This window comes from Leifsonia sp. Root4, from assembly GCF_001425085.1.
Taxonomy (GTDB): Bacteria; Actinomycetota; Actinomycetes; order Actinomycetales; family Microbacteriaceae; genus Microterricola.
In genome coordinates this window covers 495,456-522,373 of sequence record NZ_LMDN01000003.1, presented here as the reverse complement: position 1 = coordinate 522,373, position 26,918 = coordinate 495,456, and the positions used below count along the sequence as shown (strand labels likewise).

23 protein-coding genes and 1 other RNA gene are annotated in these 26,918 nt (G+C 68.0%); 13 read left to right on the top strand and 11 right to left on the bottom strand.

All coding sequences use genetic code 11. The features are described 5' to 3' along the window. Positions 1 to 34: 34 nt before the first annotated feature. Positions 35 to 1,459, top strand: a complete 1,425-nt coding sequence (glnA, locus tag ASC66_RS12075; protein ID WP_055840402.1) for a type I glutamate--ammonia ligase — start codon at positions 35 to 37, stop codon at positions 1,457 to 1,459. Between the two features lie 69 nt (positions 1,460 to 1,528). On the opposite strand, the gene ASC66_RS18195 is transcribed toward glnA (ASC66_RS12075), so the two are convergent. Both ASC66_RS18195 and ASC66_RS18190 read right to left on the bottom strand, forming a co-directional pair. Continuing rightward, positions 1,529 to 1,705, bottom strand: a complete 177-nt coding sequence (locus ASC66_RS18195) for a hypothetical protein (RefSeq protein WP_157509784.1) — start codon at positions 1,703 to 1,705, stop codon at positions 1,529 to 1,531. A gap of 45 nt (positions 1,706 to 1,750) precedes the next feature. Then, positions 1,751 to 1,921 (bottom strand): hypothetical protein, encoded by a 171-nt coding sequence (locus ASC66_RS18190; RefSeq protein ID WP_157509783.1) that lies wholly within the window; start codon positions 1,919 to 1,921, stop codon positions 1,751 to 1,753. Between the two features lie 226 nt (positions 1,922 to 2,147). Here ASC66_RS18190 and ASC66_RS18340 point away from each other — a divergent pair, with 226 nt between their 5' ends. Then, positions 2,148 to 2,297: a hypothetical protein gene (locus ASC66_RS18340; protein ID WP_199677186.1), complete on the top strand. Its 150-nt coding sequence runs from the start codon at positions 2,148 to 2,150 to the stop codon at positions 2,295 to 2,297. 46 nt (positions 2,298 to 2,343) lie between these two features. On the opposite strand, the gene ASC66_RS12070 is transcribed toward ASC66_RS18340, so the two are convergent. Both ASC66_RS12070 and glnA (ASC66_RS12065) read right to left on the bottom strand, forming a co-directional pair. Continuing rightward, positions 2,344 to 5,373 carry a bifunctional [glutamine synthetase] adenylyltransferase/[glutamine synthetase]-adenylyl-L-tyrosine phosphorylase gene (locus tag ASC66_RS12070; RefSeq protein WP_055839700.1) on the bottom strand — a complete coding sequence of 1,010 codons (3,030 nt, stop codon included), beginning with the start codon at positions 5,371 to 5,373 and terminating at the stop codon, positions 2,344 to 2,346. Between the two features lie 15 nt (positions 5,374 to 5,388). Then, positions 5,389 to 6,726 carry a type I glutamate--ammonia ligase gene (gene glnA, locus ASC66_RS12065; RefSeq protein ID WP_055839697.1) on the bottom strand — a complete coding sequence of 446 codons (1,338 nt, stop codon included), beginning with the start codon at positions 6,724 to 6,726 and terminating at the stop codon, positions 5,389 to 5,391. A gap of 100 nt (positions 6,727 to 6,826) precedes the next feature. Here glnA (ASC66_RS12065) and panB point away from each other — a divergent pair, with 100 nt between their 5' ends. Next, positions 6,827 to 7,681 (top strand): 3-methyl-2-oxobutanoate hydroxymethyltransferase, encoded by an 855-nt coding sequence (gene panB, locus ASC66_RS12060; protein WP_055839694.1) that lies wholly within the window; start codon positions 6,827 to 6,829, stop codon positions 7,679 to 7,681. Positions 7,682 to 7,764: 83 nt separating this feature from the next. Here the strand turns inward: panB and ASC66_RS12055 are convergent, their stop codons facing one another. Then, positions 7,765 to 7,950 carry a hypothetical protein gene (locus tag ASC66_RS12055; protein ID WP_055839692.1) on the bottom strand — a complete coding sequence of 62 codons (186 nt, stop codon included), beginning with the start codon at positions 7,948 to 7,950 and terminating at the stop codon, positions 7,765 to 7,767. A gap of 12 nt (positions 7,951 to 7,962) precedes the next feature. Here ASC66_RS12055 and map point away from each other — a divergent pair, with 12 nt between their 5' ends. From map to ASC66_RS12015, 9 genes are all read left to right on the top strand, one after another. Continuing rightward, positions 7,963 to 8,838 (top strand): type I methionyl aminopeptidase, encoded by an 876-nt coding sequence (gene map, locus ASC66_RS12050; protein ID WP_055839689.1) that lies wholly within the window; start codon positions 7,963 to 7,965, stop codon positions 8,836 to 8,838. A gap of 24 nt (positions 8,839 to 8,862) precedes the next feature. Beyond that, the gene (gene ppgK, locus ASC66_RS12045; RefSeq protein WP_055839686.1) at positions 8,863 to 9,648 is read left to right on the top strand and encodes a polyphosphate--glucose phosphotransferase; all 786 of its coding nucleotides are present in this window, start codon (positions 8,863 to 8,865) and stop codon (positions 9,646 to 9,648) included. Further along, positions 9,648 to 11,081, top strand: coding sequence for a serine hydrolase domain-containing protein (locus ASC66_RS12040; protein ID WP_055839684.1), 1,434 nt, complete (start codon positions 9,648 to 9,650; stop codon positions 11,079 to 11,081). Before ppgK ends, ASC66_RS12040 begins: the two co-directional genes overlap by 1 nt. A 263-nt stretch (positions 11,082 to 11,344) precedes the next feature. Then, on the top strand, positions 11,345 to 11,434 hold the full coding sequence (gene kdpF / locus ASC66_RS18185; protein ID WP_157509782.1) for a K(+)-transporting ATPase subunit F: 90 nt from the start codon (positions 11,345 to 11,347) through the stop codon (positions 11,432 to 11,434). Next, the gene (gene kdpA, locus ASC66_RS12035; protein ID WP_055839681.1) at positions 11,435 to 13,111 is read left to right on the top strand and encodes a potassium-transporting ATPase subunit KdpA; all 1,677 of its coding nucleotides are present in this window, start codon (positions 11,435 to 11,437) and stop codon (positions 13,109 to 13,111) included. Between the two features lie 18 nt (positions 13,112 to 13,129). Next, the gene (kdpB, locus tag ASC66_RS12030; protein ID WP_055840400.1) at positions 13,130 to 15,295 is read left to right on the top strand and encodes a potassium-transporting ATPase subunit KdpB; all 2,166 of its coding nucleotides are present in this window, start codon (positions 13,130 to 13,132) and stop codon (positions 15,293 to 15,295) included. A gap of 38 nt (positions 15,296 to 15,333) precedes the next feature. Continuing rightward, on the top strand, positions 15,334 to 15,957 hold the full coding sequence (gene kdpC / locus ASC66_RS12025) for a potassium-transporting ATPase subunit KdpC (protein ID WP_055839678.1): 624 nt from the start codon (positions 15,334 to 15,336) through the stop codon (positions 15,955 to 15,957). Next, positions 15,957 to 18,458: a DUF4118 domain-containing protein gene (locus ASC66_RS12020; protein WP_055839675.1), complete on the top strand. Its 2,502-nt coding sequence runs from the start codon at positions 15,957 to 15,959 to the stop codon at positions 18,456 to 18,458. The genes kdpC and ASC66_RS12020 overlap by 1 nt, the downstream gene beginning before the upstream one ends. Then, positions 18,455 to 19,150, top strand: a complete 696-nt coding sequence (locus tag ASC66_RS12015) for a response regulator (RefSeq protein WP_055839673.1) — start codon at positions 18,455 to 18,457, stop codon at positions 19,148 to 19,150. The genes ASC66_RS12020 and ASC66_RS12015 overlap by 4 nt, the downstream gene beginning before the upstream one ends. A 27-nt stretch (positions 19,151 to 19,177) precedes the next feature. Here the strand turns inward: ASC66_RS12015 and rnpB are convergent. The 4 genes from rnpB to ASC66_RS12000 form a co-directional block, all read right to left on the bottom strand. Further along, positions 19,178 to 19,568, bottom strand: an RNA gene (rnpB, locus tag ASC66_RS13295) — RNase P RNA component class A. 42 nt (positions 19,569 to 19,610) lie between these two features. Beyond that, positions 19,611 to 20,357 (bottom strand): zinc ribbon domain-containing protein, encoded by a 747-nt coding sequence (locus tag ASC66_RS12010; RefSeq protein WP_055839669.1) that lies wholly within the window; start codon positions 20,355 to 20,357, stop codon positions 19,611 to 19,613. 87 nt (positions 20,358 to 20,444) lie between these two features. Beyond that, the gene (locus tag ASC66_RS12005) at positions 20,445 to 21,269 is read right to left on the bottom strand and encodes a Nif3-like dinuclear metal center hexameric protein (RefSeq protein WP_055839663.1); all 825 of its coding nucleotides are present in this window, start codon (positions 21,267 to 21,269) and stop codon (positions 20,445 to 20,447) included. Positions 21,270 to 21,295: 26 nt separating this feature from the next. Next, positions 21,296 to 23,110 (bottom strand): lipase family protein, encoded by a 1,815-nt coding sequence (locus ASC66_RS12000; protein ID WP_055839660.1) that lies wholly within the window; start codon positions 23,108 to 23,110, stop codon positions 21,296 to 21,298. 85 nt (positions 23,111 to 23,195) lie between these two features. On the opposite strand from ASC66_RS12000, the gene ASC66_RS11995 reads away from it, so the two are divergent. After that, the gene (locus ASC66_RS11995) at positions 23,196 to 23,561 is read left to right on the top strand and encodes a hypothetical protein (protein WP_055839657.1); all 366 of its coding nucleotides are present in this window, start codon (positions 23,196 to 23,198) and stop codon (positions 23,559 to 23,561) included. Here the strand turns inward: ASC66_RS11995 and ASC66_RS11990 are convergent. Beyond that, a complete protein-coding gene (locus ASC66_RS11990) occupies positions 23,545 to 25,200 on the bottom strand; it encodes an MFS transporter (RefSeq protein WP_200944813.1) in 1,656 nt (551 codons plus the stop codon). The genes ASC66_RS11995 and ASC66_RS11990 overlap by 17 nt on opposite strands. A gap of 50 nt (positions 25,201 to 25,250) precedes the next feature. After that, on the bottom strand, positions 25,251 to 26,900 hold the full coding sequence (locus ASC66_RS11985; RefSeq protein WP_055839654.1) for an AbgT family transporter: 1,650 nt from the start codon (positions 26,898 to 26,900) through the stop codon (positions 25,251 to 25,253). Positions 26,901 to 26,918: the final 18 nt, after the last annotated feature.

Here is a 26,918-nt window from a genome sequence, read left to right as displayed (position 1 = left end):
AGCCGTCCGGTTCCAGATCTGGGAGAAGTCCTACATGTTCAGCGATTCATCTGAGGTGCTCAGCTACATCAAGGAGAACGACGTCAAGTTCCTTGACATCCGTTTCACCGATCTGCCCGGTGTGCAGCAGCACTTCAACATCCCGGCATCCACCGTCGACGAGGAGTTCTTCACCGTCGGCCAGCTCTTCGACGGCTCCTCGATCCGCGGCTTCGCGTCGATCCACGAGTCGGACCTGCAGCTCATCCCCGATGTGACCACCGCGTACATCGACGTCTTCCGCAAGGAGCTCACCCTGGTGATGCTCTTCGACATCTACAACCCGCGCAACGGCGAGATCTACTCGAAGGACCCGCGTCAGGTTGCCCGGAAGGCCGAGAAGTACCTGGCATCGACCGGCATCGCCGACACCGCGTTCTTCGCTCCAGAGGCCGAGTTCTACATCTTCGACGACGTGCGCTACGAGGTCAACCAGCACACCAGCTTCTACTCGGTGGACTCCAGCGAGGGTGCCTGGAACTCGGGCAAGCAGGTCGAGGGCGGCAACCTCGGTAACACGACGCCGTTCAAGGGTGGCTACTTCCCCGTCAGCCCCGTCGACCAGCACGCCGATCTCCGCGACGACATCAGCCTCAAGCTGATCGACGCCGGCCTGATCCTCGAGCGCAGCCACCACGAGGTCGGCACCGCCGGCCAGGGTGAGATCAACTACCGCTTCGACACCATGGTGCACGCGGCCGACGACATCCTGAAGTTCAAGTACATCGTCAAGAACACCGCCAACCAGTGGGGCAAGACGGCAACCTTCATGCCCAAGCCGCTCTTCGGCGACAACGGCTCCGGCATGCACACGCACCAGTCGCTGTGGGCGAACGGCGAGCCGCTGTTCTACGACGAGTCCGGCTACGGCGGACTCTCCGACATCGCCCGCTGGTACATCGGCGGCCTGCTCAAGCACGCTCCCGCTGTGCTCGCGTTCACGAACCCCAGCGTCAACTCCTTCCGTCGCCTGGTGCCCGGCTTCGAGGCTCCCGTGAACCTGGTCTACTCGGCCGGCAACCGCTCCGCCTGCATCCGCATCCCGATCACCGGCACGAACCCGAAGGCCAAGCGCATCGAGTTCCGTGTTCCGGATGGCGCGAGCAACCCGTACCTCGCCTTCGCCGCCCAGCTGATGGCCGGCCTCGACGGCATCAAGAACCGCATCGAGCCGCACGAGCCCGTCGACAAGGACCTCTACGAGCTTCCGCCCGAGGAGGCCAAGGCGATCCCGCAGCTGCCCGGGTCGCTCGAGGAGGCGCTCGACGCACTCGAGGCCGACCACGACTTCCTGCTGCAGGGCAACGTCTTCACGCCGGAGCTCATCGAGACCTGGCTCGACTACAAGCGCGAGAAGGAGATCAAGCCGCTGCAGCAGCGCCCGCACCCCTTCGAGTTCGAGCTCTACTACGGCGTCTAAGCCCTAGTGCTCCATGAGGAAGGGCCCGCATCCATCAGGATGCGGGCCCTTCTTCATGTCCGTGGCGGCCTACAGGCCGCCCATCTCGTGGAGGTTGCTCTCGCCGGGGAAGAAGCCCGAGTAGCTGGAGTTCTGCCCCCGTTCGAGTTCCTCAAGCTCTTCGGCCTCAATCTCGTCGGCCTGAATTTCCGCTTCCAACTTCGGGTCGAGCCCTGATCCAGTTTCACGCTTCGCTTCATGAGTCATAGGGACAATTTACTCCCCAGTGCAGCCGCCCGCGAGAGTGAAATCTCACTCCCCCTGCCGCTCGGAATCGAAGGCCTCAGTGTCTTCATCCCACGCTTCCAGGTCATCTTCGTCGTAGGGCTCCGCGTCCTCACCGACGTCGTCGAACACACCATCCGGACCGATGGTTTCGACGTCGATGGTTTCGACATCGTCGTCTGCGGCGAAATCGCTCATTTCAGGCACCTCCACGCTCTCTCGATGGCGCTCCCGATTGCGCTCTCGAATGCCGAGGATAGGTCGACGGGACCCGGCAGACAAGCCCCTTCTCATGCGCATTTCGGAGCCCGGATGCAACGGCTTTGCGTGTGAACCGGGCGCGCTGTGTACTTCCTGCGTGCCGTTGCCGTCCGCGGCCCGGCGGTGTAGACCTGAAGAAAACTCATGTGATTCGGAGAGAACAATGCCTGACAAGTCGCCACACTCACACCACGCCAAGAAGGCGCCGGCCAAGACCCTGAAACAGAAACGCGCCGAGAAGCATGCCAAGCACCACGACCCCAGTCTCGACATGAACTCGGCGTCCGACGCCATTCACAAGACCGACAAATAGCGGACCGGCGTCTGCCGGACCTGACGATTCAGCCGGTTCTGAAGATTCAGCCGGTTCTGGGCGTTCCTCGCTCGGGGATGCCGTAGAACTCACGCTCGAAGACGGCCCGCGCCCGGCGGGTGAGCGCCAGGTAGTCCTCTTCCAACTGGTTGGCCGCACCGGGCGGGTAGTTCAGCAGCCGGGCGACACCGCCCAGCTGCGTGCGGTCGCGCGGCAGAATGTCGCTGGTCTTGTTGGTCCAGAGCGTCATCGCCGATCGTGCCCTGGATGCCAGCAGCCAGGCGGCTCGAAGCGTTGCGGCATCCGCGGCCGGCACGAGGCCGGCATCCGTCGCCTCCGCCAAGGCGATCAGGGTCGACGGGGTGCGCAGAGCCGGGATCGCCCAGCCGTGCTGCAGCTGCAACAGCTGTACGAACCACTCGACATCGCTCAGCGAGCCGCGCCCGAGCTTGAGGTGGCGCAGCGGGTCGGCGGCCTGGGGCAGACGCTCGCTCTCGACCCTGGCCTTGATGCGCTTGACCTCGCGCACCGCGGTCTCGGCGATCGCCTGCGGGTAGCGCACGGCGTCCGCCACGGCAATGAAATCCTCGAGCAGCGCCGAATCGCCGACGGCGCCGCGGGCCCGGAGAAGCGCCTGGGCCTCCCAGGTGAGCGACCAGCGCGCGTAGTAGGCCTTGTAGGAGTCGAGTGAGCGCGTGACCGGGCCGTTCTTACCCTCGGGTCGCAGACCGACATCGAGGTCGAGCGGCAACCGGCTGTCTTCACTCAGGCGCTTGAGTTCGGCGACGATGTGCTGTGAACGGTACTGTGCCTGTTCGGGGGCGAGCCCGGCCGGCCGGTAGGCGTACATCACGTCGGCGTCGGAGCCGAAACCGAGTTCTTGGCCGCCGAAACGCCCCATTGCGATGACCGCGAACTCGATGCCGTCGTCGGCGACGCCCGTGATGGTGCGGTTCGCGGGAGCGCGAACCGCACGGACGACCCCGTCGATGAGGTTTTCGGTGACGTCGCTGAGCCCGAGTCCGAGCTCCTCGACAGTGCAGAGGTCGAGGGTGGCCGAGAACGCGAGGCGCAGAACCTCACGCCGGCGGATGCCGCGCAGCACCGCCGCCGCGGCATCCGCATTCGCGTGCCGCGCCAGCACCGCGCGCGTCTCGTCGGCCAGGGCCGCGCGCGTGCGCGGGCGGAGATCGTCCTCGTCCTCGAGCCAGGCGACGGACTCAGGGGTGAGCTCGAGGAGTTCACCGATGAAACGCGATCCGGAGAGCACCTTCGTCAGCCGTTCGGCGGCCCCGGAGGAATCGCGCAGCATGCGCAGGAACCAGTGCGTTCCGCCCAGGCTGTCACTCAGGCGACGGAAGGCGAGCAGGCCGTAGTCGGGGTCGGCGCCGTCGGCGAACCACTGCAGCATCACGGGCAGGAGATGACGTTGGATCGTCGCGCGCCGCGACACTCCGGCCGTGAGCGCCGCGATGTGGGCGAGCGCCCCGCGGGGGTCGAGGAAGCCGATCGCGGCCAGGCGCGCCTCGGCCTGCGCACTCGTGAGGTTGAGCCCCTCTGCCGGAAGCGCGGCGACCGCGGAGAGCAGCGGGCGGTAGAAGAGTCGCTCGTGCAGGCCGCGCACGCGGAGCTTGCCGGATGCCCGGAGCGCGCTCAGCTCACTCGCGGTGGACGCCAGACCGCTTGCCCGCGCCAGCACGCGCAGGGCGTCGGCGTCGCGCGGCATCAGGTGAGTACGGCGCAGCCGCTGCAGCTGGAGCCGGTGTTCGAGCAGGCGGAGCATGCGGTAGTCCTGTGAGAACTCGGCGGCCTCGACGCGGCCGATGTAGCCGCCATCCGCCAGCGCGACGAGCGCGGGCAGCGTGCCGAGTTGGCGCACCGATTCGTCGCTCTGCCCGTGCACGAGTTGCAGCAACTGCACGGTGAACTCAATGTCGCGCAGCCCACCGGGGCCGAGCTTCAGCTGCACGTCGACCTCATCGTCGGGAATGTGCGCCGTGACACGCTCGCGCATGCGCTGAACCGATTCGACGAAGCCCTCGCGGGCGGAGCTGTTCCACACGGCCGGGGCCAGTGCGGCGACGTAACGCTCCCCCAGATCGCGGTCGCCGGCCAGCGGGCGCGCCTTGAGCAGCGCCTGGAACTCCCAGTTCTTCGCCCACCGTTCGTAGTAGGCCAGGTGCGAATCGAGGGTGCGCACGAGGGCGCCGTCCTTGCCCTCCGGGCGCAGGTTCGCGTCCACCTCCCAGAGCGGCGGTTCGATGAGCGCCTCCGAGATGCCGCGCATGGTGAGCATGGCGAGGCGGGTGGCGATCTCGACGGCACGCGCGCTGTCGAGGCCGTCATCCGCCTCGGCGATGAAGATGACGTCGACATCACTCACGTAGTTGAGTTCGCGCGCGCCGGCCTTGCCCATGCCCATGACGCTGAGCCGGGTGGCGTCGACCTGCGCGGCATCGAAGAGGCCGAAGCCCGGCTTGTCGGCGAGCGTGACGGCGCGGCGGGCAACGGCGAGGGAGGCCTCCAGGGTCGCGCCGGCGAGATCGGCGAGGGCGCGGGCGACGCCGTCGAGTCCGGCGACGGGATCGCCCTGCTCCAGGTCGTAGGCGGCGAGACGGGTCAGCCACCAGCGGTAGCGCACCCGGAGGCGGGTCCATGCCGCCTCGTCTCCTGCGGTGTCGCCGAGCGCGCTGCCTTGCACGGCCGCGAGCATGTCGGCCGCGAGCTCGCGCTCGGCCGGGGGCGCCAGCAGCGGCTGTGCCACCGCGCTCATCTCGTCGGGCCGGCGCAGGAAGAACTCGGCCAAGCCCTCCGAGGCGCCGAGCACCCGGATCAGTCGCCTGGCGGCATCCGACTCGTGCAGCACCGCGAGTGTCTGTTCCGGGGCCTGGCGCAGCAGCGCGATCAGGCTCGCGAGGGCAGAGTCGACGTCGGCTGCCGTCGCGAAGACCGGCAGCACAGCGCGGGCCGATGTCCCGCTCAGCTCCTCGAACTCGGCCAGGCCGCTCGCCGCGCTGCCGAGATCGAGGAAGCCGGTGCGCGCGAGTTCGGTGAGGCTGAATCGGTCAGAGCTCATCAGGCCGGCGACGTCCTAGAGGATCTCGAGGTTGTTGCGCAGTTCGAATGGCGTCACCTGCGTGCGGTACTCGCGCCATTCCTTGCGCTTGTTCATGAGCACGTAGTTGAACACCTGCTCACCGAGCGTCTCTGCGACGAGCTCCGACTCCTCCATGTACTGGATGGCGTGGTCGAGGCTGGCCGGCAGCTGTGCGTACCCGAGCGCGCGGCGCTCGGTGTCGCTGAGGCTCCAGACGTTGTCCTCGGCCTCCTCGGGAAGCTCGTACTCCTCCTCGATGCCCTTGAGGCCGGCGGCCAGCATGAGCGAGTAGGAGAGGTACGGGTTCGCGGCCGAGTCGATCGCGCGGTACTCGATGCGGGCGCTCTGGCCCTTGTTGGGCTTGTAGAGCGGAACCCGGATCAGCGCCGAACGGTTGTTGTGGCCCCAGCAGACGAAGCTGGGCGCCTCGTCGCCGCCCCAAAGCCGCTTGTACGAGTTGACGAACTGGTTCGTCACGGCCGTGATCTCGGGCGCGTGCTTGAGCAGGCCGGCGATGAAGTGGCGGCCAGTCTTGGAGAGCTGGTACTGGGCGCCCGGCTCGTAGAAGGCGTTCGCGTCGCCCTCGAACAACGACATGTGGGTGTGCATGCCGGATCCGGGGTGGTCGGAGAACGGCTTCGGCATGAACGTCGCGTAGACGCCCTGCTCGATCGCGACCTCCTTGATGACGGTGCGGAAGGTCATGATGTTGTCGGCGGTCGTCAGCGCGTCGGCGTAACGCAGGTCGATCTCGTTCTGGCCCGGGCCGGCTTCGTGGTGGCTGAACTCCACGGAGATGCCGAGGTCTTCCAGCATCCGCACGGATCGGCGGCGGAAGTCGTGCGCGGTGCCGCCCGGCACGTTGTCGAAGTAGCCGGCGGAGTCGACGGGGATCGGGCCGTTCTTGCCGTACTTGGACGACTTGAGCAGGTAGAACTCGATCTCGGGGTGCGTGTAGAAGGTGAAGCCGCGGTCGGCCGCCTTCTCCAGCGTGCGCTTGAGCACATTGCGCGGGTCGGCGACGGCCGGAACGCCGTCGGGCGTGCTGATGTCGCAGAACATGCGGGCGGTCGGGTCGACGTCGCCGCGCCACGGCAGGATCTGGAAGGTGCTGGGGTCCGGGTGCGCGAGCAGGTCCGACTCGTAGGTGCGGGTGAGGCCCTCGATGGCTGAGCCGTCGAAGCCGAGGCCCTCGCTGAAGGCGCCCTCCACCTCTGCCGGCGCAATGGCGACCGACTTCAGCGTGCCGACGACGTCGGTAAACCACAGGCGAATGAATTTGACGCCCCGTTCCTCAATGGTTCGAAGAACGAAGTCACGCTGCTTGTCCATTCATGCCCTTTCTCGCTGGATTCCAGAGTAGTGCTTCGGCGGGCTCCGGGCTGGCCGACTGGCCAGTGAGCGTGACGGGCCAATGATTAGACTGAGCCGCATGTCTGATCACGCAGCTGAAGTTGTCAATCCCTACGGTGGATCCAGCACCACCGGCCCGAAGCGTGTGCGCACCCGCCACTTCCAGAACGCCAAGGATCAGGGCATCAAGATCACCGGCCTGACCAGCTACGACCAGCTCACGGCGCGCATCTTCGACGAGGCTGGGATCGACTTCCTGCTCGTCGGCGACTCGGCCGGCAACAACGTGCTGGGCTACGACACCACCCTGCCCGTCACCGTCGACGAGCTGATCCCCATGACCCGGGCCGTGGCCCGCGCCGTCCGCCGCGCATTCGTCGTGGCCGACCTGCCGTTCGGTTCCTATGAGGTGGGCCCGGAAGACGCCCTGCACACGGCCATCCGTTTCATGAAGGAGACCGGCGCCCACGCCGTCAAGCTCGAGGGCGGTGAGCGCAGCGCGCAGCAGATCCGACGGATCGTGCAGGCCGGCATCCCGGTCATGGCGCACATCGGTTTCACCCCGCAGAGCGAGCACGGCCTGGGCGGCCACATGATCCAGGGCCGCGGCGCCGGGGCGGAGCAGCTGCTGCGTGACGCGTTGGCCGTGCAGGATGCCGGCGCGTTCGCCGTCGTGCTCGAGATGGTGCCTGCGACATCCGCCGCCGCGGTCACCGCCAAGCTCAGCATCCCGACCATCGGCGTCGGCGCCGGTCCGGATGTCGACGGTCAGCTGCTCGTCTGGACCGACTTCGCCGGCATGAGCGACGGCCGCGTGCCGAAGTTTGTCCGGCAGTACGCCAATGTGCGCCAGGTGCTGCTGGACGCCGTCACGGAGTTCCGCGACGACGTCGACGCCGGCGCATACCCGGCGCCCGAGCACAGCTACGAGTAACGCCGCGGGTACGCGGTAGAAACAACGGCTGTGCGCCAGACGTTTCTACCGCGGGTACGCGGTTTCTACCGCGCGGTGGGGGCCTAGTCCTCGGCGGCCTCTTCAGCGGCCCACTTGTCGGAGTTCGCGCGCAGCTTCTCAAGCGCGTGCTCCGCGGCCTCATGCGTGGGGAACGGGCCCACACGATCGACGGACGGGGACGCGTAACCGAATTCCACGGCGCCGGTCTTCAGGTTGTACCAGAACTGTTTGTCTCCACGCTCGGTCATAAGCTTGATCCTATGCCCAAGGATTCCAATGGTCACCTGATTGCGGGGCGACTCTCGCCCCAGCGTCCCGTGCCGAGTCGCATTGCCCGCCCCGAGTACGTCGGCAAGGCTGCCCCCGCCGAGTACACCGGCAGCAACATCTACACACCGGAGCAGGTCGAGCTGATCCGGGAATCCGGTCGCATCGCGGCCGACGCGATCGCCGCGGCATCCGCCATCATCGCCCCCGGTGTCACGACAGAGCAGCTGGATGCGCTCATCCACGAGTACCTGCTCGACCACGACGCCTACCCGTCGACGCTCGGCTACCGCGGCTACCCGAAGTCGAGCTGCACCTCGGTGAACGAGGTGGTCTGCCACGGGATCCCCGACGACACCGTGTTGGAGAACGGCGACATCGTCAACATCGACGTCACCGCCTTCAGGAACGGCATGCACGGCGACCTCAACCACAGCTTCATCGTCGGCGAGGCGAGCGAGGACGTCACGCTGCTCGTCGAACGCACCCGCGAGGCGCTGGCCCGTGGGATCAAGGCAGTGGCTCCCGGGCGCGAGGTCAACGTGATCGGGCGCACCATCGAGTCCTACGCGAAGCGATTCGGCTACGGCGTCGTGCGCGACTTCACCGGGCACGGCGTCGGCTCCGCGTTCCACAGCGGGCTCATCATCCCGCACTACGACTCCGCGCCGGAGTACAACGACGTGATGGAGATCGGCATGGTGTTCACGATCGAGCCCATGCTCACCCTCGGCACGCACGAGTGGGATCTCTGGGCCGACGACTGGACGGTGACGACCAAGGACAAGAGCATGACCGCCCAGTTCGAGCACACCCTCGTAGTGACCGAACGCGGTGCGGACATCCTCACGCTGCCGAGCACCCCGTAGAGCAAACCCAGTAGATTCGTCAGTATGACTGCGCGTACGGCTATCGGCATCGACATCGGCGGAACGGGAATCAAGGGAGCGGTGGTCGATCTCGGCACGGGAGCGCTGCTGTCGGATCGCCGCAAGGTGCCCACCCCCGCCGGCGGCCGGCCTGCCGACATCCTCGATGCGAGCGATCGGATGCTCGACGGGCTCCGTGAGGAGTTCGGCGCACTGCCCGTCGGCGTCTGCTTCCCCGCCGTCGTCAAGGGCGGTCACACGCTCTCCGCCGCGAACATCTCCGAGGAGTGGATCGGCCTCCCGGCAGAATCGCTGTTCGAGGAACGCCTCCGGGTGCCGATCCACTTCGTCAACGATGCGGATGCCGCCGGCCACGCCGAGGTTCGCTTCGGAGCCGCCAAGGACCGCGACGGCGTCGTGCTGCTCACGACCCTCGGCACCGGCATCGGCACCGCCTTGCTCTACAACGGCGTGTTGATCCCCAACACCGAGCTCGGTCACCTCGAGTTGGACGGCCGAGATGCCGAGAAGGGCGCGGCCTACTCGGCGAAGGAACGCGAGGGGCTCAGCTGGGCGGAGTGGGCTGCGCGATTGCAGCGCTACTACAGCCACCTCGAGCTGCTGTTCTCCCCCGATCTGTTCATCGTCGGCGGCGGCGTCTCCAAGAACCACGCCGACTTCCTGCCGCTGCTCGATCTGAAGACGCCGATCATCCCGGCCGTGCACCGCAACAACGCCGGGATTCTCGGCGCGGCCGATCTGGCCGCCGCCGGCATGAGCGCAGGCCGGCACACGGCGCAGAGCGTGTGATGAGAGCCGGCAGAGGCGATACCGCCACGGATGCCGTCACGGATGCATTCTTCACAGCGCACCTCGCGCGCGGGGCGGCGCCGGCCGCCGCGTGGGGCGTATTCGACGCCGATGGGCTGCAGCAGCTGAACAGTGCCGGTGCAGCGCCGGATGCCGCCTTCCGCATCGCCTCGTGCACCAAGAGCTTCACCGCCGCCGCCGTGCTGGCCCTCCGCGACGATGGCCTGCTCGGTCTGGACGACCCCATCACCCGCTTTGTGCCCGCGCTGAACCTGGAGCGGCTCCCCTCGCCCCGCTCGGCGATACCGACGCTGCGGATGCTGCTCACCATGTCGGCCGGGCTACCGACCGACGACCCGTGGGGCGACCGCCAGGAGAGCCTGAGTGCCGACGAGTTCGACGTGCTCCTCTCCGCGGGGGTGCGTTTCGAATCGGAGCCCGGCACCCGCTTCGCCTATTCGAACCTCGGCTACGCCATCCTCGGGCGGGTGATCGAGGCGGCGGCCGGGCAGCCGTACCGCCGCGTTGTCGAGCAGCGCCTGCTTGAGCCCCTCGGTCTGGTGGGCACCGGCTTCGACCAGACCGTGTCGGCCGCCGGCGGCATCGTGATCGGTCACCGCCGGCACGCCGGCTCGTGGGAGCCGCTCCCGCTCAGCGGGCCCGGCGCGTTCTCGCCGATCGGCGGGCTGTTCAGCACCGTCGCGGACCTCGCCAGCTGGGCACGCTGGCTGGCGCGCGCATTCGATACCGACGCCGCTGCGGATGACGCAGACGACGCCGTGCTCAGCGCCGCGTCTCGGCGGGAGATGCAGCAGTTGCACCGCCTCGACCAGGATGTGACGGGGCATCCGACCGGCTACGGCTTCGGACTCTTCGTCGAGCAGTACTCGCCGACGAGCCGCGTCATCTCCCACTCGGGCGGCTACCCCGGCTTCTCGGCGCACATGCGCTGGTCGCTGGAGCACCGTTTCGGCCTGATCGCCTTCGAGAGCGCCACCTATTCGCGCGTCTCCGAGGTCACGACGGAGGCGTTCGACGCGCTGCTCGCGGCCCGCGAGCGGGAGACAGCGGCAACCGCGGTGTCGGCGCTCCCCCTGTGGCCGGAGACCCGCGCCGCGCAGCGCAGCATCACCGACATCCTCACCGCGGCCGACGCGCTCGCCGAGCCGCTGGACACGGCGCTCTTCTCCGAGAACGTCGAACTGGACCAGCCGCTGGCCCGTCGCCGCTCCGCACTCCGGCTGGCCGTTGCCGATATCGGCGGCCTGGATGGTGATGCCGTGCCCGCAGCTGAAACGTCGGAGGGCCCGGCGCACCTCGTCTGGTTCATTCCCGGCCAGAGCGGCCGCCTGCGCGTCGAGATTCGGATGACGCCGGAGGCAACGCCGCGCGTGCAGACCCTCCGCATCGCCGCCGACCGCGCCGGCCGCTAGCCGCACCGGCCGGCACGCATCCCGAACGCCGGCTGCGAGGCCGCCGTGAGGATTCCGGCGCGCTCCGTGAGGAAAGCGTAAGGAGCCCGAACCAGGCTGCGCGAACGCACTTGACTCTCCCTGTGGCCACCGGCCACTGCCGGGCGGCCTGCCTCCCGGCACCGCCCTACCGGGAGAGTTCTCGTGATCGACATCGTCTTCATCGGCGCGATCGTGCTGCTTATCGCACTCGTCGCCCTCATCGCCAGGGGGGTGGAGAAGCTGTGAGCTTCGTCGACCTCCTGAGCGCCGCACTGGCCGTGGCCGCCATCGCCTACCTGGTGTACGCCCTGCTGAAACCGGAGCGCTTCTAGATGGCCCCGCTGATGTTCTTCATCCTGCAGCTGGCCACCGTGGCCCTCGTGCTCGCGGTGCTCTATCGCCCGCTCGGCGACTACATGGCCGGCGTGTACACGAGCGCCAGGCACGGTCTGGTCGAACGCGGCATCTACCGGGTGATCGGCGTCAACCAGGATGCCGAGCAGACCTGGCCGATCTACTTCCGCAGCGTCCTCGCATTCTCGGCGGTCGGCATCCTGATCGTCTACGGTCTGCAGCGCCTGCAGGCGTTCCTGCCGTGGTCGCTCGGCCTGCCCGCCGTCAGTGAGCAGCTCTCGTTCAACACCGCGATCTCCTTCGTGGCCAACACGAACTGGCAGTCGTACTCCCCCGAGGTCACGATGGGCTACAGCGTGCAGCTGCTCGGCCTCGCCGTGCAGAACTTCGTCTCCGCCGCCGTCGGCATCGCCGTGGCCATCGCCCTGGTGCGCGGCCTCGCCCGCCGGGTGAGCCCCACCATCGGCAACTTCTGGGTCGACCTCGTGCGAGGTTCGCTCCGCATCCTGCTGCCGATCGCCGCGGTCTCGGCCGTCGTGCTCATCATCGGTGGCGTCATCCAGAACGTCAACGGCTTCCAGGAGGTGACGACGCTCAGCGGCGGAACCCAGTCCATCCCCGGTGGCCCGGTCGCCTCGCAGGAGGCGATCAAGCTGCTCGGCACCAACGGCGGCGGCTTCTTCAACGCCAACTCCTCGCACCCCTTCGAGAACCCCACAGCCTGGGTGAACGTCGTGCAGGTGCTGCTCATGCTCGTGATCCCCTTCGCGCTGCCCCGCACCTTCGGGCGCATCGTCGGTGACAACCGCCAGGGTTACGCGATCCTCGCCGCAATGGGCACGTTCTTCGTGCTCTCCCTCTCGGCGATGACATTCTTCGAGCTCAGCGCCAATGGAACCGCACCAGGCCTGGCCGGCGGGGCCATGGAGGGCAAGGAGCAGCGCTTCGGCGAACTCGGCTCCACTCTGTTCGGCACGACGAGCACGCTCACGTCCACCGGTGCCGTCAACTCGATGCACGACAGCTTCACGGCGCTCGGTGGCGGGATGGCGATGCTCAACATGATGCTTGGTGAGCTCGCGCCCGGCGGCGTCGGATCCGGCCTCTACGGCATGCTCGTCATCGCTGTACTCGCGGTCTTCATCGCCGGCCTCATGGTCGGTCGAACGCCCGAGTACCTCGGCAAGAAGCTCGGCGCCCGCGAGATCAAGCTCGCCAGCCTCTACATTCTGACGACGCCCACCCTGGTCTTGGCCGGGACCGCGCTCAGCTTCGGCATCCCCGCCGTGCGGGACGACGTGATCGGAACCTCGATCTTGAACCCCGGGCTGCACGGCTTCTCGGAGGTGCTGTACGCCTTCACCTCGGCTGCCAACAACAACGGTTCGGCGTTTGCCGGCCTCACCGCCAACACGCCGTGGTTCAACACCGCGCTCGGCGTGGCAATGCTGCTCGGCCGACTGCTGCCGATCCTGTTCGTGCTGGCACTCGCCGGATCCCTCGCGGCGCAGGAGAAGGTTCCCGTCACGGCCGGCACCCTACCGACCCACAAGCCGCTCTTCGTCGGCCTACTCTGCGGAACCGTGCTCATCGTCTCCGCCCTCACCTACTTTCCCGTACTCGCGCTGGGCCCCCTGGCGGAAGGACTGCTGTAGCTCATGTCCAACACATCCATGTCGACAACACTCGAAGCACCCACTCATCAGAACCACCCACATCCCCCGAAGACTGCGACGGCCTTCGGACCGAAGCAGCTCATCGCGGCCCTGCCCGGTGCGCTCCGCAAGATGCACCCGAAGCAGATGTGGCGGAACCCCGTCATGTTCATCGTCGAGGTCGGCGCTGCGCTCACCACCCTCCTCGCCATCACGGAACCCTTCCTCGGCGGCGCTGAGGAGTCGGGTGGCGCCGCCATGGCTCCGTCCTTCACCGCTGGCATCGCCATCTGGCTCTGGCTCACGGTGATCTTCGCCAACCTGGCCGAGTCCGTGGCCGAGGGCCGCGGCAAGGCCCAGGCGGAGAGCCTGCGCGCCACCCGCACCAGCACGATCGCGCACCGGGTGAGCGCATACTCCGAGGCGGATGCCGGCGCCGAACACGCGGAGAGCGTGCCCGTGGCATCCGCTGATCTGCACCTCGGTGACGTCGTCGTCGTGACGGCCGGCGAGTTGATCCCCGGCGACGGTGACATCGTCTGGGGCATCGCCTCCGTCGACGAGTCCGCCATCACCGGAGAATCGGCCCCGGTCGTGCGCGAATCCGGTGGCGACCGCAGCGCGGTCACCGGTGGCACCCGCGTGCTCTCCGACCGCATCGTGGTGCGCATCACCAGCAAGCCGGGTGAGACATTTGTCGATCGGATGATCCGCCTCGTCGAGGGCGCGAGCAGACAGAAGACCCCGAACGAGATCGCGCTCAACATCCTGCTCGCGACGCTCTCGATCATCTTCCTCGTCGTCGTCGTGACGATCGGTCCGATGGCCGGCTACTCGGATGCCGCCCCCAGCGTGCCCGTGCTGGTCGCCCTGCTGGTCTGCCTCATCCCGACCACGATCGGCGCGCTGCTCTCGGCGATCGGCATCGCGGGCATGGACCGTTTGGTTCAGCACAACGTGCTCGCCCTCTCCGGTCGTGCCGTGGAGGCCGCCGGCGACGTCACCACACTGCTTCTGGACAAGACCGGGACGATCACCTACGGCAACCGACAGGCCGCCGAGTTCATCCCCGTCGGCGGCGCCACCCGTGCCGCCCTCGTTACCGCGGCACACTCCGCATCACTGGCCGACCCGACGCCGGAGGGCAAGTCGATCGTCGAGCTCGCAGAGAGTCTCGACCCGATGTTGTCGCGCGAGGAATCTCGCAGGCACGAGATTGTGCCGTTCACCGCGCAGACCCGGATGAGCGGCGTCGACTACGCCGACGGCGCCCAGCTCCGCAAGGGTGCAGGCTCCATGGTCGCCACCTGGGCCGCCGACAACGGCGCGGGCGACAGCGCGGCAGAAACTCGCGCAGCGAACGAGCTGAACGCCGAGGTGCGTCGCGTCTCGGAGGCCGGCGGCACGCCGCTCGTCGTCGCGGAACGCTCGGCGGCCGGGGAGACCCGGGTACTCGGCGTGATCTATCTGAAGGACGTCGTGAAGACCGGCCTGGCCGAGCGCTTCGCCGAGCTACGCCGCATGGGCATCCGCACCATCATGATCACCGGCGACAATCCGCTGACCGCGCGGGCGATCGCCGCAGAGGCCGGTGTCGACGACTTCCTGGCCGAGGCGACGCCGGAAGACAAGATGGAGCTGATCAAGCGGGAGCAGGCCGGCGGAAACCTGGTCGCGATGACCGGCGACGGCACGAACGACGCCCCGGCGCTCGCTCAGGCCGATGTCGGTGTCGCGATGAACACGGGCACCTCGGCCGCCAAGGAGGCCGGCAACATGGTCGACCTGGACTCGGACCCCACCAAGCTCATCGACATCGTGCGCATCGGCAAGCAGTTGCTGATCACCCGTGGCTCGCTGACCACGTTCTCGATCGCCAACGATGTGGCCAAGTACTTCGCGATCATCCCGGCGATGTTCGCCGGCGCGTTTCCCGGCCTGGCCGTGCTCAACATCATGGGGCTGAGCTCGCCGGCATCCGCGATCCTCTCCGCGGTGATCTTCAACGCGATCGTCATCGTCGCCCTGATCCCGCTGGCCCTCCGCGGCGTGCGTTACCGTGCGGCATCCGCCTCACAGATCCTGCGCCGCAACCTGCTGATCTTCGGCCTCGGCGGCGTGATCGCACCCTTCATCGGAATCAAGCTCATCGACATCGTCGTGAGCCTGCTGCCCGGCTTCTGACCCACAGACCTCTACCTCAGAGAAAGAAAGACGACATCATGCCTGCATCACGCGGCACATTGCGCCAGTACGGCGTCGCCCTGCGAGCACTGCTCGTGCTCACGCTGCTCCTCGGCGTGCTCTACCCGCTCAGCATCACCCTGATCGGCCAGCTCGCGCTGCCGGTGCAGGCCAACGGATCCATGGTCAGCACGAACGGGGAGGTCGTCGGTTCACGCCTGATCGGGCAATCCTTCACGGATGCCGACGGCGTCCAGCTTCCGCAGTGGTTCCAGCCACGGCCCTCTGCCGCCGGCTACGACGCCGCTGCGTCCGGCGGCAGCAACCAGGGTCCGGAGAACCCGGATCTCATCGCGGCCATCGGCGACCGCCAGGCGGCGATCGCGGATCTGGACGGTGCGACACTCGCCGCGATCCCGGCCGACGCCGTCACCGCGTCCTCCTCCGGCCTCGACCCGCACATCAGCCCCGAGTACGCGCGGCTGCAGATCGATCGGGTCGCCGACGCGCGGAGCCTCGACCGGGCGGCCGTCGCCGGGCTGCTCGAGTCTATGATTCAGGGACGGGATCTCGGCTATCTCGGCGAACCGAGCGTCAACGTGCTCGCACTGAATATGGCCCTCGAGGAATTGGCCCAGGCAGAAATGGATGCGAAGAACTAGTGTCACGGGGTCGTTTGCGGGTGCTGCTCGGCGCCGCTCCGGGCGTGGGCAAGACCTTTGCCATGCTCGACGAGGGGCGCCGGCTCCGCGCGGCCGGCAAGGACGTCGTCGTCGCGGTCGTGGAAACCCACGGCCGAGCAGGCACAGCGGCGCTCGTTGAGGGCTTTGAGGTCGTTCCCCGCGCCGTGATTGAGCACCGCGGGGTCACCCTCGACGAGATGGATCTGGATGCCGTGCTCGCACGGCATCCGCGGATCGCCCTCGTCGATGAGCTCGCCCACACGAATGCGCCCGGCACGCGCAATGCGAAGCGCTGGGAGGACGTCGCCGAACTGCTGGACGCCGGCATCGACGTCTATTCGACGGTGAACATCCAGCACATCGAGTCGCTCAACGACGTCGTGCAGCAGATCACCGGTGTGCCGCAGCGGGAGACGATCCCGGATGCCGTGCTGCGCAGCGCCAACCAGATCGAGGTCATCGACCTCGCCCCACAGGCGCTGCGCGACCGCCTTGCCGAGGGTGAGGTCTACCCGGCGACCAGGATCGACGCGGCGCTCTCGAACTACTTCCGCCTCGGCAATCTGACGGCACTGCGCGAGCTCGCGCTGTTGTGGCTCGCCGACGAGGTCGACAGCTCGCTGCAGCGCTACCGCGCGGAACACGGCATCGACGCCAAATGGGAGGCGAGGGAGCGCGTCGTCGTGGCGCTGACCGGCGGCCCGGAGGGCGACACGCTGCTTCGCCGCGGCGCGCGGATCGCCGCCCGCTCCTCCGGCGGCGAGCTTCTGGCCGTGCACGTGACCAGCCACGACGGGCTGCGCGCGGCGAACCCGGAGGCCCTCGCGAGGCAGAGGGCCCTCGTCGAACAGCTCGGCGGCAGCTACCACCAGGTGATCGGCGATGACATCCCCACGGCCCTCGTCGACTTCGCCCGTGGCAGCAACGCCAGTCAGCTGGTGATCGGAGTGAGCCGGCGCGGGCGCCTGGCAGCACTGCTCAGCGGCCCCGGCATCGGCGCCACCGTCATTCGCGAATCGGGTGACATCGACGTGCACATCGTCGCGCATGCCCACGCCGGCATGCGCTTCGCGCTGCCACGGCTGACCGGCGGCCTGACCCGGCGCCGCCGCATCGCGGGTTTCGCCACGGCGCTCATCGTCGGCCCGCTGCTCACCTGGGGCTTGTCTGCGACGAGCTCCATCGAGTCGATGGCCAGCGACGTTCTCGCATTCCAGCTGCTCGTCGTCGTGGTCGCGATGATCGGTGGCTTCTGGCCTGCGATGTTCGCGGCCGTGCTCTCCGGGCTCGCCCTCGACTTCTTCTTCGTCGCTCCGCTCTACACGATCACGATCGCGCACCCGCTGCACCTGCTGGCCCTCGGCCTGTTCATGATCGTGGCGGCGCTCGTGAGCTTCGTCGTCGACCAGGCGGCCAGACGCAGCCGCATCGCCAGCCGCGCCGCCGCGGAGTCGGAGCTCCTCGCCACGATCGCCGGCGGCGTGCTGCGCGGCGAGGACGCCCTGCAGTCGCTCATCTCGCGCACCAGGGAAGCGTTCGGGCTGAACGGTGTGCGCCTTCTCGCCGGCGAGGAGGTGCTCTACACCGATGGCGAACCGGCCGACTCGGAGCACACCACCATGCTGCCGGTCGGCGATCGGGCCACGCTGGAACTCTCCGGCCGCGACCTCGAGGCCAGCGACCGCCGGCTTCTCGCCGTGATCGTGGCGCAGATCGACGCGTCGCTTGAGCACACCGACCTCACCGCGACGGCACAGGAGATCGGACCGCTCGCCGAGACCGACCGGGTGCGCAGTGCTCTTCTTGCCGCTGTCGGCCACGACCTGCGCCGTCCGCTGGCGGCGGCGACGGCCGCCGTGACGAGCCTGCAGTCACACGGCATCGCACTGAGTGATGCGGACCGATCCACGCTGCTCGCAACGGCGGCGGAGAGCCTCGACGCGCTCGCGGCCCTCGTCACGAACCTGCTCGACGTCAGCAGGGTGCAGGCCGGGGTGCTCGCGGTGAGCCTCACCGACGTGGAGATCGACGACCTGCTGCCCTCAGCGCTCGACGAGCTCGCGCTGCACCCCGGAGCAATCGAGATCGACCTGCCAGCCGATCTTCCGGCCGCGCGCGCCGACGAGGGCCTGTTGCAGCGCGTGATCGTCAACATCATCGCCAACGCCGTGCGCTACTCCCCCGATGACCAGCCGCCACTGTTGTCGGCCAGCACCTTCGGCGGCACCGTGCAGCTGCGCGTGAGCGATCACGGACCCGGCGTTCCCGAGGCGCGCAAGAGCGACATGTTCGTGCCGTTCCAACGCCTCGGTGACATCGACAACCTCACCGGGATCGGCCTGGGGCTCGCGCTCTCGAAGGGCTTCGTCGAGGGTATGGGCGGAACGCTCGAGGCCGACGACACCCCCGGCGGCGGCCTGACGATGGTCGTCACGCTGCCGGCATCCACATCACCCCAATCCGAGAGAGCCGCAGAGTGAAGATCCTGATCGCAGACGACGACCCGCAGATCCTCCGAGCGCTGCAGATCACCCTGTCCGCTCACGGCTACGAGGTGATCGTCGCCCGCGACGGCCGGGAGGCGATCAGCTTGGCGACGAGCCAGCACCCCGAACTGCTCGTGGTCGACCTCGGGATGCCGGTGCTCACCGGCATCCAGGTGATCGAGGCGGTGCGCGGCTGGAGCTCCGCGCCAATCCTCGTCGTCTCCGGGCGCAGCGATTCGGCCGACAAGGTGGACGCGCTGGATGCCGGCGCCGACGACTACGTGACGAAGCCGTTCGCCGTGGACGAGCTGCTTGCGCGCATTCGGGCGCTCACCCGGCGCACACCGGCCGCGAGCGACGAACCCGTCGTCCGCTTCGGTGACGTCACCGTCGACCTCGCCGCCCGTCAGGTGACCCGCCGCGTTTCGACCGGTGTTGAGGAGATCGTGCGGCTGACGCGGACGGAGTGGCAGGTGCTCGAGGTTCTCGTGCGGAACCCGCGCCGCCTCGTGACTCGGCAGGTGCTGCTCACCGAGGTGTGGGGTCCGCAGTACACGAACGACACCGGTTACCTGCGGCTCTATCTTTCGCAGCTGAGGAAGAAGCTCGAGCCGCAGCCCTCGCAGCCGCGCTACCTGCTCACCGAGTCTGGCATGGGCTACCGCTTCATGCCTGACGACGTATGAACCGCGAGGCATAAACCCGGATTGGTGCGAATGGGCCGGCTATTACGCCGGGTTCTGTCCCCGCCGCATCACGAGGATGCGACGCTGGACGGCCATCTATCTTGGGACTACGTTGCCGCAGCCCTCTAGCGGTCTACCCGAGAACGCGACGAGCAGCCGCATCGTTCTCTGTCTGACCTTGCTCCGGACGAGGTTTACCGAGCAGGCCAGGTCACCCTGGCCCCTGGTGGTCTCTTACACCACCGTTTCACCCTTACCGCGAACCGAAGTTCGAGGCGGTCTGTTTTCTGTGGCACTGTCTCGCGGGTTGCCCCGGGTGGGTGTTACCCACCGCCCTGCTCTACGGAGCCCGGACGTTCCTCGGCACACGACCGCATTCAAGAATGCGATCGTGTGACGCGACCGTCTTGCCGACCCATTCGCAGGCTCAAGCCTACCTGACGCCCGATCCTGCCGAGGTTCAGTTGAGTGGGATGCCGGACTCGTCGGTGCGGATCAGGATGCGGTCGCACTCCGGGCAGAACAGCACGTCGTCCCACGACGACTGACGCACGGCCTCGAGGTCGGCGCCGGTCAGCGTCATGTTGCAGCCGTGGCAGGTGCGCGCACGCAGCAGTGCGGCGCCGATGCCGCCGCCGATGACGCGGCGCTTCTCGTAGAGGTCCAGCAGATCGTCGCCGACCGTCTTCGCCACGGCGGAGCGGTCGCGCTCGGCATCCGCCTGCTGCGCGACCAGCTCGGCAGCGGCGCGGTCGCGCTCCTGCTCGACGACGCTCACCTGGTCGAGCACCCCGTCACGCTCGGCGAGGAGGGCGGCCAGCGCATTCTCCTTCTCCTCGACGCGTTCCATCACGGTCAGTTCGATCTCCTCGAGATCTCCCCTGCGCTTGTTCAGCGACGCCAGCTCGGACTCGAGGGCCTGCAGGTCTTTCGTCGATGAGCTCTGCTGCATGCGATCGGAGTCCCGCTTGATGCGTGCCTCGACAACCGCGACGTCCGACTCGAGCCGGCCGAGTTCGGTGCGCGCGTCGTCGACCTCGCCCGACGCGATGGCGAAGCGGCGGCGCACCTCCTCAAGCGTCTTGGCGAGAGTCGAGAGCGTCGCTTCCTGCGGCAGATTCTTCAGCTGGTGGGCGAGCTGCTGCAGTCGGGTGTCGACTTCCTGCAGCCGCAGCAGGTTCTTCTGTTCCGCTTCGCGTGCCTTCACGTGGGTCTCCTCTTGGTGGTGCAGATCGTGGTGCTGCAGATGGTGATGAAGTTGATGACAATGAGTGGGCAGCTCAGACCAGATCGGTCACTGAGTGACCACGAAATCCCATGGGTCCGTGTTGAGCTCGCTGACGATGATCTCGACGCCCGGCAGCACGACGCGCAGCTGGCGCGCGGCCGAGTCGAGCCAGAGCCATTCACTGGCCCAGTGCGAGACGTCGATCAGCGCCGGTCCGCGGCCGTTCAGCTTCGCCTGCTCGCGGGCCTCGGATGCCGGGTGGTGGCGCAGATCGCTCGTGATGTAGACATCGGATCCCAGCACGGCCGGCTGGGCGAGCAACGAGTCCCCCGCGCCGCCGCAGAGCGACACCGTGTTGACCACGGCGTCGTAGTCGCCGGAGACGCGCACTCCGCCGGCAGTGGCCGGCAGCAGTTCGGCCAGGGTGCGGGCGAGTCGGCCGAGCGTCGTCGGTTCCTGCACGGTCCCGGCGCGGCCGATGCCGACGCGTGGGTCACGGAGATTGGACGTGATGGCGACGGCATCCGTGAGGCCAAGCCTCTGGGCGATGACATCGGAGACGCCGTCCATGACGACGTCGGCGTTGGTATGTGCGGTGAGCAGCGCGCAGTCGGCCTTGATCAGGCGACGCAGCAGGGAGCCCTTGTAGCGGTCTTCGGCAACACTCGTCACGCCGCGCAGCAGCAGCGGGTGGTGGGCGATCAGCAGATCGGCGCCAAGCTCGATCGCCTCGTCGACGGTGTCGGCCACCGCGTCGACGGCCAGCACGATGCGCCGTACGGGGGCGGCGCCATCGCCGCTGACCAGGCCGGGGGCGTCCCAGGATTCGGCGCCATCCAGTGGCCACAATTCGTGGGCTACGCGGATGACGTCGGTGAGAGTTGTTGGCACCCTCCCAGCCTACCGGCGCTGGGCGTTCAGTCTGCTCGGATTGTGTCGCAGTTCGGGGTGAACCGTTCGTCAGCGAAGCGCGCAGTCGTCCAGTCGAGGAGCTCCTCGATGAGTGGCGACTCCGCGTCGACGACGCCCATATGGTCGAGGCCCGCATACTCGTGATACTCGAGTTCCTGACCGGCCGCGCACCGCCCGGCCAGGTATCTGCGCTGCATCCCCGGGTCCACCAGGGGGTCGGCGCCGCCCTGCCCCACGAAGAGAGGGGCCACGATGTCACCGCCCGGCGTGTTCTGCCGCAGCCGCTCGCCGAGGGCACCCCGCGTCGGGTCCCTGCGGAAGATGCTCCTGTCCTTGTCGATCGACAGGGCCGAGAGCACCGAGACGAGCACACCCGGTTCCGAGAGGCATCGGGTCGACATCTCGCGCACGAGTGTGCGGGCGGCCGGCTCGATGTAGTCGGAGCGCCGGACATCCGGGTAGTGCGCGAAGTACGCCTCGGCGACGAAGGAGGCGAAGACGCTGCCGCCGGTGACCGTCGGCAGGTGTTCGACCAGGCCGATCGCGTCGCTCGCGGGAGCCAGCGCCACGACGCCGGCGATGTCGAGCTCGGGCGCGTAGTCGGCGGCGATCTGGCCGGCCCACAACGAGGCGTGGCCGCCCTGCGAGTGCCCCCAGATCGTGGTCTGGCCGCTCAGCGTGACCTCGCTCATCTGCTGCGCTGCCCGCACGGCATCCAGCACCGAACGACCCTGCCCCTCGCCGATCAGATATGGCTGCGCGCCGGCGGTGCCGAGCCCGGCGTAGTCGGTGGCGACGAGCACCCAGCCCGCGTCGATGATGTGCTCGAGTGCAGGCAGGGCGCCGGCCGTGAACGGATCGTCCAGCAGCGACGGCGCACAGTTCGTGGCATAACCGGTTGTGCCGTGCGCCCACGCGATCGCGTCGCGCGGCTCGGACCCGCCGAGCTTCGTCAGCACGATCCCGCTCGCGACCGTGGGAGCGCCGTCCGCGTCCGTCGTCGTGTACAGGATGCGCCAGGCGAGCGCGTCGGCCGGAACGGCTCGCTCGAACGGTGCGACCTTGAGCAGCTGACCCGGCTCGCTCGGCAGCTCCGTCGGCGCGGAGTAGAACGCATCCGCGCGGGCCGTTCCGGGCTGGAACGCCCAGGCCAGCCCACTGGCGGCGACGGCGAGCACGATCGCCGCGACGGCGCCGATGAGCCGCAGCCAGCGGGCGAAGCGTGGCCGGGATTCGGCTGCCGCGGCATCCGCGCCCCGTGCGCGCAGGATCGCGCTCCAGACGGTGCCGAGCCCGAAGACCAGGGTGCGAACGCCGAAGAGTACGGCGACGACGAGCAGCGTGACGTCGGGCCAGAGCAGCGCCAGCACGCCGAAGATGATGTCGGCAAGGGAGAACAGCACGGCGGCGGCGCGCTGATCCCGGGTGCCGCGGAAGACCGCGACGATTCCGAGCACACCGGTTGCGATGAGCGTGACGGCCAGGAACACCGGCAGCACATCGATCGCGACCCCGAGCCAGGAGAGCACCAGTACGCCCGCCGCGATCCAGGCGATGCCGATCGCGTTCGCCGCGCGCGGGTTCGCGCTCCGCGACGCCGCCAGCAGATCACCGAAGCCCGAGACGACGAAACTCAGCCCGATGTAGACGGCGAGAAGCGAGAGTGAGCTGAGCGGTCGCAGCACCAGCAGCGCACCGAGTGCAACGCAGGCGAGACCGACCAGGAGCAGCAGCCACCACGGTGCACGTGCGATCAGGCCAGGAATCGCGCGTGCTCGCTTCAGAACACTCGCTCTACCCGGAGTCACCACGTCGCTCATCTGAACAGAGTAGGGGCATGGCGGCACACGGCATTTCTGATTAGCTAGTGGGCGGGCACCTCCGCCCGCCTATGAGGAGAGATCGATGCAAGCCGGGACATTCGACGACGCCGCCATCACCGAAGCTGTCATCGCCGAGCTGCGCGGCAGCGGCGGCCGCACGATCCCCGAGGTGGTCGCTCTGTTCGCCCGCCACGGTGTCGCCGTCGACGGCGACAACGCGATGATGTTCGGCGAGAACATCGTGGCCTGGTATGGCCTCAGCGACGACGCGGTCGCGGCCCTCAATGCCCTCATCGCCGACGACAGGGCCGAGGTCGTTCCGAGCAGCGAGGCCGCCTATCAGACCGCCGGTTTCGAGGGCCCGTTCCCCGCGATCGGGCCGGCCGGCATCAGTGGCCGCTACGAGTCGCCGCGCTGGCTCCCCACCGAGATCATCGTGCGCCGCTAGGCTCCTCTGCACCCACTGAGCGACGGGCGACCACCCAGACGCGCACGGCGCCGAGCACGCCGAGCGCGAGGAAGATCACCGCGACGAGCATCGCCGCTCTCGTGCCATCGCTGAAGCCGTCGGCCAGCGCCTGCACGACCGCGTCCGTGTCAGCGCCGAACGGGCTCGACGTGCCCCGCTGCCGAAGGATCTCGATCGTCGTTCCGGCGCTCTGCCTGGTCTCGTCCGCCACCTGCGTTGCCGCATCGCCCGTGATCCCGCCCCGCGCGAGCGCATTGGGGAGCGTGATGGCCAGCGCCACGGAGAGAGCCGCACCGGAGAACGCCGTGCCGAGCGCGGATCCGACCTGCCGTACGGTGCTCTGGGTTGCTGAGCCCTGACCGGACTGCTTCGGTGGGACATCGCGCAGCACGGTGCTGGTCAGCTGGGCCGATGCCAGACCAAGGCCGAGGCCGTAGACCGCGAGCACCGCCGCGATCAGCCACCCCGAGCTGGTCGAGCTGATGAACAGCGCGAGCACGAGCACGCCGGCCACCTCGAGGAAGAGCCCGAGCAGCACGACGCCGGGGGCGCCGAAACGCGCCGCCAGGTGTCGGGCAGAGGCACCGGAGACGAAGGCGCCGACGGCCATCGCGGCGAGGATCAGCCCCGAGATCATCACATCGAGCCCGAGAACGTTCATCAGGTAGAGCGGCAGCACGAAGATGATCGCGAACTCGCCGACGGCCACCATCGCCGCGGTCACGTTGCCCCAGGCGAAGGTGGGCAGGCTGAACAGCGTGAGGTCCAGGATCGCAGAGCGGCCGTTGCGCGCGCGGTGACGTTCCCAGAGCACGAAGAGCACCAGCGCCGCGATGCCGACCAGCAGCAGAATGGGCACGATTGAGATCGGCGCGGTCGCCGGCCAGGTCAGGCCGAAGACCGTGAAGTCCGTTGTGGGTTTCCACCAGCCGAGATTCGGCCCCTCGATGATGGCGAAGACGAGCGCACCGAAGCCGATGCCGCTGAGCAGGGCACCGTCGACGTCGACGCCAGGGCGGTTGTCGCCGCCGCGCGTCTCGCGCACCCACATCACCGTCGCCACCATGACGATCAGGCCGAGTGGAATGTTGACGATGAAGATCCATTCCCACGACGCGTACTGCGTGAGCGCACCACCGGCGAGGGGGCCGACGGCTGCCGCACCGGAGATCACCGCGCCCCAGACCCCGAAGGCCGCGGCCCGGTAGCGCCCGCGGAAGGTGGCGTTCACCGTCGACAGGGTTGCGGGCATGATCAGCGCGGCTCCGAGCGCTTGAACGACGCGCGCCCAGATCAGCGGGCTCGCGGCATCCGAGAGCGCGGCCAGAATGCTGCCGACCATGAAGAGCACGAGGCCGACGAGGAGCATGCGCCGTCGACCGAGTCGATCGGAGAGACGACCGGAGGAGAGCAGGAGTGCAGCCAGGACGACGGCGTAGATGCTGTTCACCCACTGCGCGTCAGTCAGATCCAGGTCAAGGTCGCGGATGATGGTCGGCAGCGCGACACCGACAATCGTGCCGTCGAGCACGATCATGCCGAGCGCCGTTGACAGGGCGGCGAGGCCCAGCCACTCGCGACGCGTCGGTGGCGTCGCCTCGTCCTCGAGTTCCGTCATGGGATTCCCCTTCTCCCCCACGCGGCCGCCTGGAGCGGCCGCCGCGCTTGTTACAGGCTCACCGGTGAGTCCGGGCCCCACGGGATCCCGAGGAGGAACCAGCCTGCGTAGAGCACGATCCAGCCGACGAGGATCCAGACGGTGTACGGAACCATCAGGGCGATGATCGTGCCGATGCCGGCATCCTTCTTATAGCGCTGGGCGATCGTGACGATGAACGGCAGGTAGACCATCAGCGGGGTCAGCACGTTCATGGGCGAGTCCCCGACGCGGTAGGCCGCGAGCAGCGTCTGCGGGGCGACGTCGAGTGCGGCGAAGATCGGAACGAAGATCGGCGCGAAGATCGCCCACTTGGGCACGACGCCGGGCAGGATCATGTCGAGGACGAAGATCACGAGCACGAAGGCGACGAGCAGGACCACCGCAGGCACGTTGGCCTGTTCGAGCAGATGTGCGGCTTCGACGGCTGCGACGGTCGGCAGGTGGGTCCAGTTGAACAGGGCGATGAACTGGGAGATCATCAGGAACATCAGGAGCAGGCCGCCGAGGCTGCCGAAAGTCTTGCCGATGGCGCCGACGACGGCGTTGCCGCCGCGCATGGTGTTGGCACCGATGCCGTAGCAGACGCCGCAGACGAGGAACCCGAGCGAGATGATGAAGATCAGGCTGGCCATGAACGGCGTCGCGCCGATGAGCTCGCCGGTCTCGTTGTCACGCAGCGGCGCTCCGGGCGGCAGGGTGAGTGCGAGCACGATGACCGCGACGACCAGCAGGCCCCAGAGCGAGAAGCGCAGCCCACGGGCCTCGCCCTTCTCATCGACCGCCTCGCCGGTGGTCGCGTCGACGGGTTCGACCATCTCGTAGCTGCCGAGGCGGGGCTCGACGATGCGGATCGTCACGACGACGGCGATGAGCGCCATCAACACGGAGGACACGATGGCGAAGAACAGGTTCGCGGTGACCGTGAGCGGCTGCAGACCGAGGCTGCCGAGCGCCTCGTTGGTGATCTCGGTGAGCATCGAGTCCACCGGGGTGATCAGCACGTTTACCGAGAAGATCGCGCCGACCCCGGCGAACGCCGCGGCCATGCCCGCCAGCGGGTGGCGCCCGACCGAGAGGAACGCGGCGGCCGCCAGCGGGATCAGGATCAGGTAGCCGGCATCCGAGGCAACAGAGGAGAGCACGCCGACGAAGATCAGGATGAAGGCGAGCGACCAGCGCGGGGCGACCTTGACGATCTTGCGGATGAGGGCGCCCATAAGGCCCGCGTGTTCGGCGACGCCGACTCCGGCCATGGCGACGAGGGTGACGGCCACGACCCCGAACCCGGCGAAATTGTCGACGAAGGAGGAGAAGAAGAACTCGATGCCATCCGGGGAGAGCAGGCTGCGCACCGCGAAGGTCTGCTCGGAGGTCGTGAACTCGGGCAGGTCGACGAACGCGCCCGTAGAGGTGTCGTACGGCATGATCGTGCCGCCGAGCGCGTTATTGAGCTGTTCGAGCTGCTCGATCGGCACCGGGGTGATCACCTCATCGGTGACGCTGACGCCGATCCAGGAGAGCACGGCGGAGAGAAGTGCGATGAAGGCGATCAGGTAGACGAACATGATCGTCGGGTTCGGCACTTTGTTGCCGAGCTTCTCGATGGCATCGAGGAACCGGCCGGATTCCTTGACCTTGGGCGCTGCTGTTGACGACATCGTGCTCACCTTCGTGCG

Bases quoted from the DNA above. Each gene is read 5' to 3' on its own strand.
- glnA (WP_055840402.1), top strand. From the start codon at position 35: ATGTTCAGCGATTCATCTGAGGTGCTCAGCTACATCAAGGAGAACGAC.
- ASC66_RS18195 (WP_157509784.1), bottom strand. From the start codon at position 1,705: ATGACTCATGAAGCGAAGCGTGAAACTGGATCAGGGCTCGACCCGAAG.
- ASC66_RS18190 (WP_157509783.1), bottom strand. From the start codon at position 1,921: ATGAGCGATTTCGCCGCAGACGACGATGTCGAAACCATCGACGTCGAA.
- ASC66_RS18340 (WP_199677186.1), top strand. From the start codon at position 2,148: ATGCCTGACAAGTCGCCACACTCACACCACGCCAAGAAGGCGCCGGCC.
- ASC66_RS12070 (WP_055839700.1), bottom strand. From the start codon at position 5,373: ATGAGCTCTGACCGATTCAGCCTCACCGAACTCGCGCGCACCGGCTTC.
- glnA (WP_055839697.1), bottom strand. From the start codon at position 6,726: ATGGACAAGCAGCGTGACTTCGTTCTTCGAACCATTGAGGAACGGGGC.
- panB (WP_055839694.1), top strand. From the start codon at position 6,827: ATGTCTGATCACGCAGCTGAAGTTGTCAATCCCTACGGTGGATCCAGC.
- ASC66_RS12055 (WP_055839692.1), bottom strand. From the start codon at position 7,950: ATGACCGAGCGTGGAGACAAACAGTTCTGGTACAACCTGAAGACCGGC.
- map (WP_055839689.1), top strand. From the start codon at position 7,963: ATGCCCAAGGATTCCAATGGTCACCTGATTGCGGGGCGACTCTCGCCC.
- ppgK (WP_055839686.1), top strand. From the start codon at position 8,863: ATGACTGCGCGTACGGCTATCGGCATCGACATCGGCGGAACGGGAATC.
- ASC66_RS12040 (WP_055839684.1), top strand. From the start codon at position 9,648: ATGAGAGCCGGCAGAGGCGATACCGCCACGGATGCCGTCACGGATGCA.
- kdpA (WP_055839681.1), top strand. From the start codon at position 11,435: ATGGCCCCGCTGATGTTCTTCATCCTGCAGCTGGCCACCGTGGCCCTC.
- kdpB (WP_055840400.1), top strand. From the start codon at position 13,130: ATGTCGACAACACTCGAAGCACCCACTCATCAGAACCACCCACATCCC.
- kdpC (WP_055839678.1), top strand. From the start codon at position 15,334: ATGCCTGCATCACGCGGCACATTGCGCCAGTACGGCGTCGCCCTGCGA.
- ASC66_RS12000 (WP_055839660.1), bottom strand. From the start codon at position 23,110: ATGAGCGACGTGGTGACTCCGGGTAGAGCGAGTGTTCTGAAGCGAGCA.
- ASC66_RS11995 (WP_055839657.1), top strand. From the start codon at position 23,196: ATGCAAGCCGGGACATTCGACGACGCCGCCATCACCGAAGCTGTCATC.
- ASC66_RS11990 (WP_200944813.1), bottom strand. From the start codon at position 25,200: ATGACGGAACTCGAGGACGAGGCGACGCCACCGACGCGTCGCGAGTGG.
- ASC66_RS11985 (WP_055839654.1), bottom strand. From the start codon at position 26,900: ATGTCGTCAACAGCAGCGCCCAAGGTCAAGGAATCCGGCCGGTTCCTC.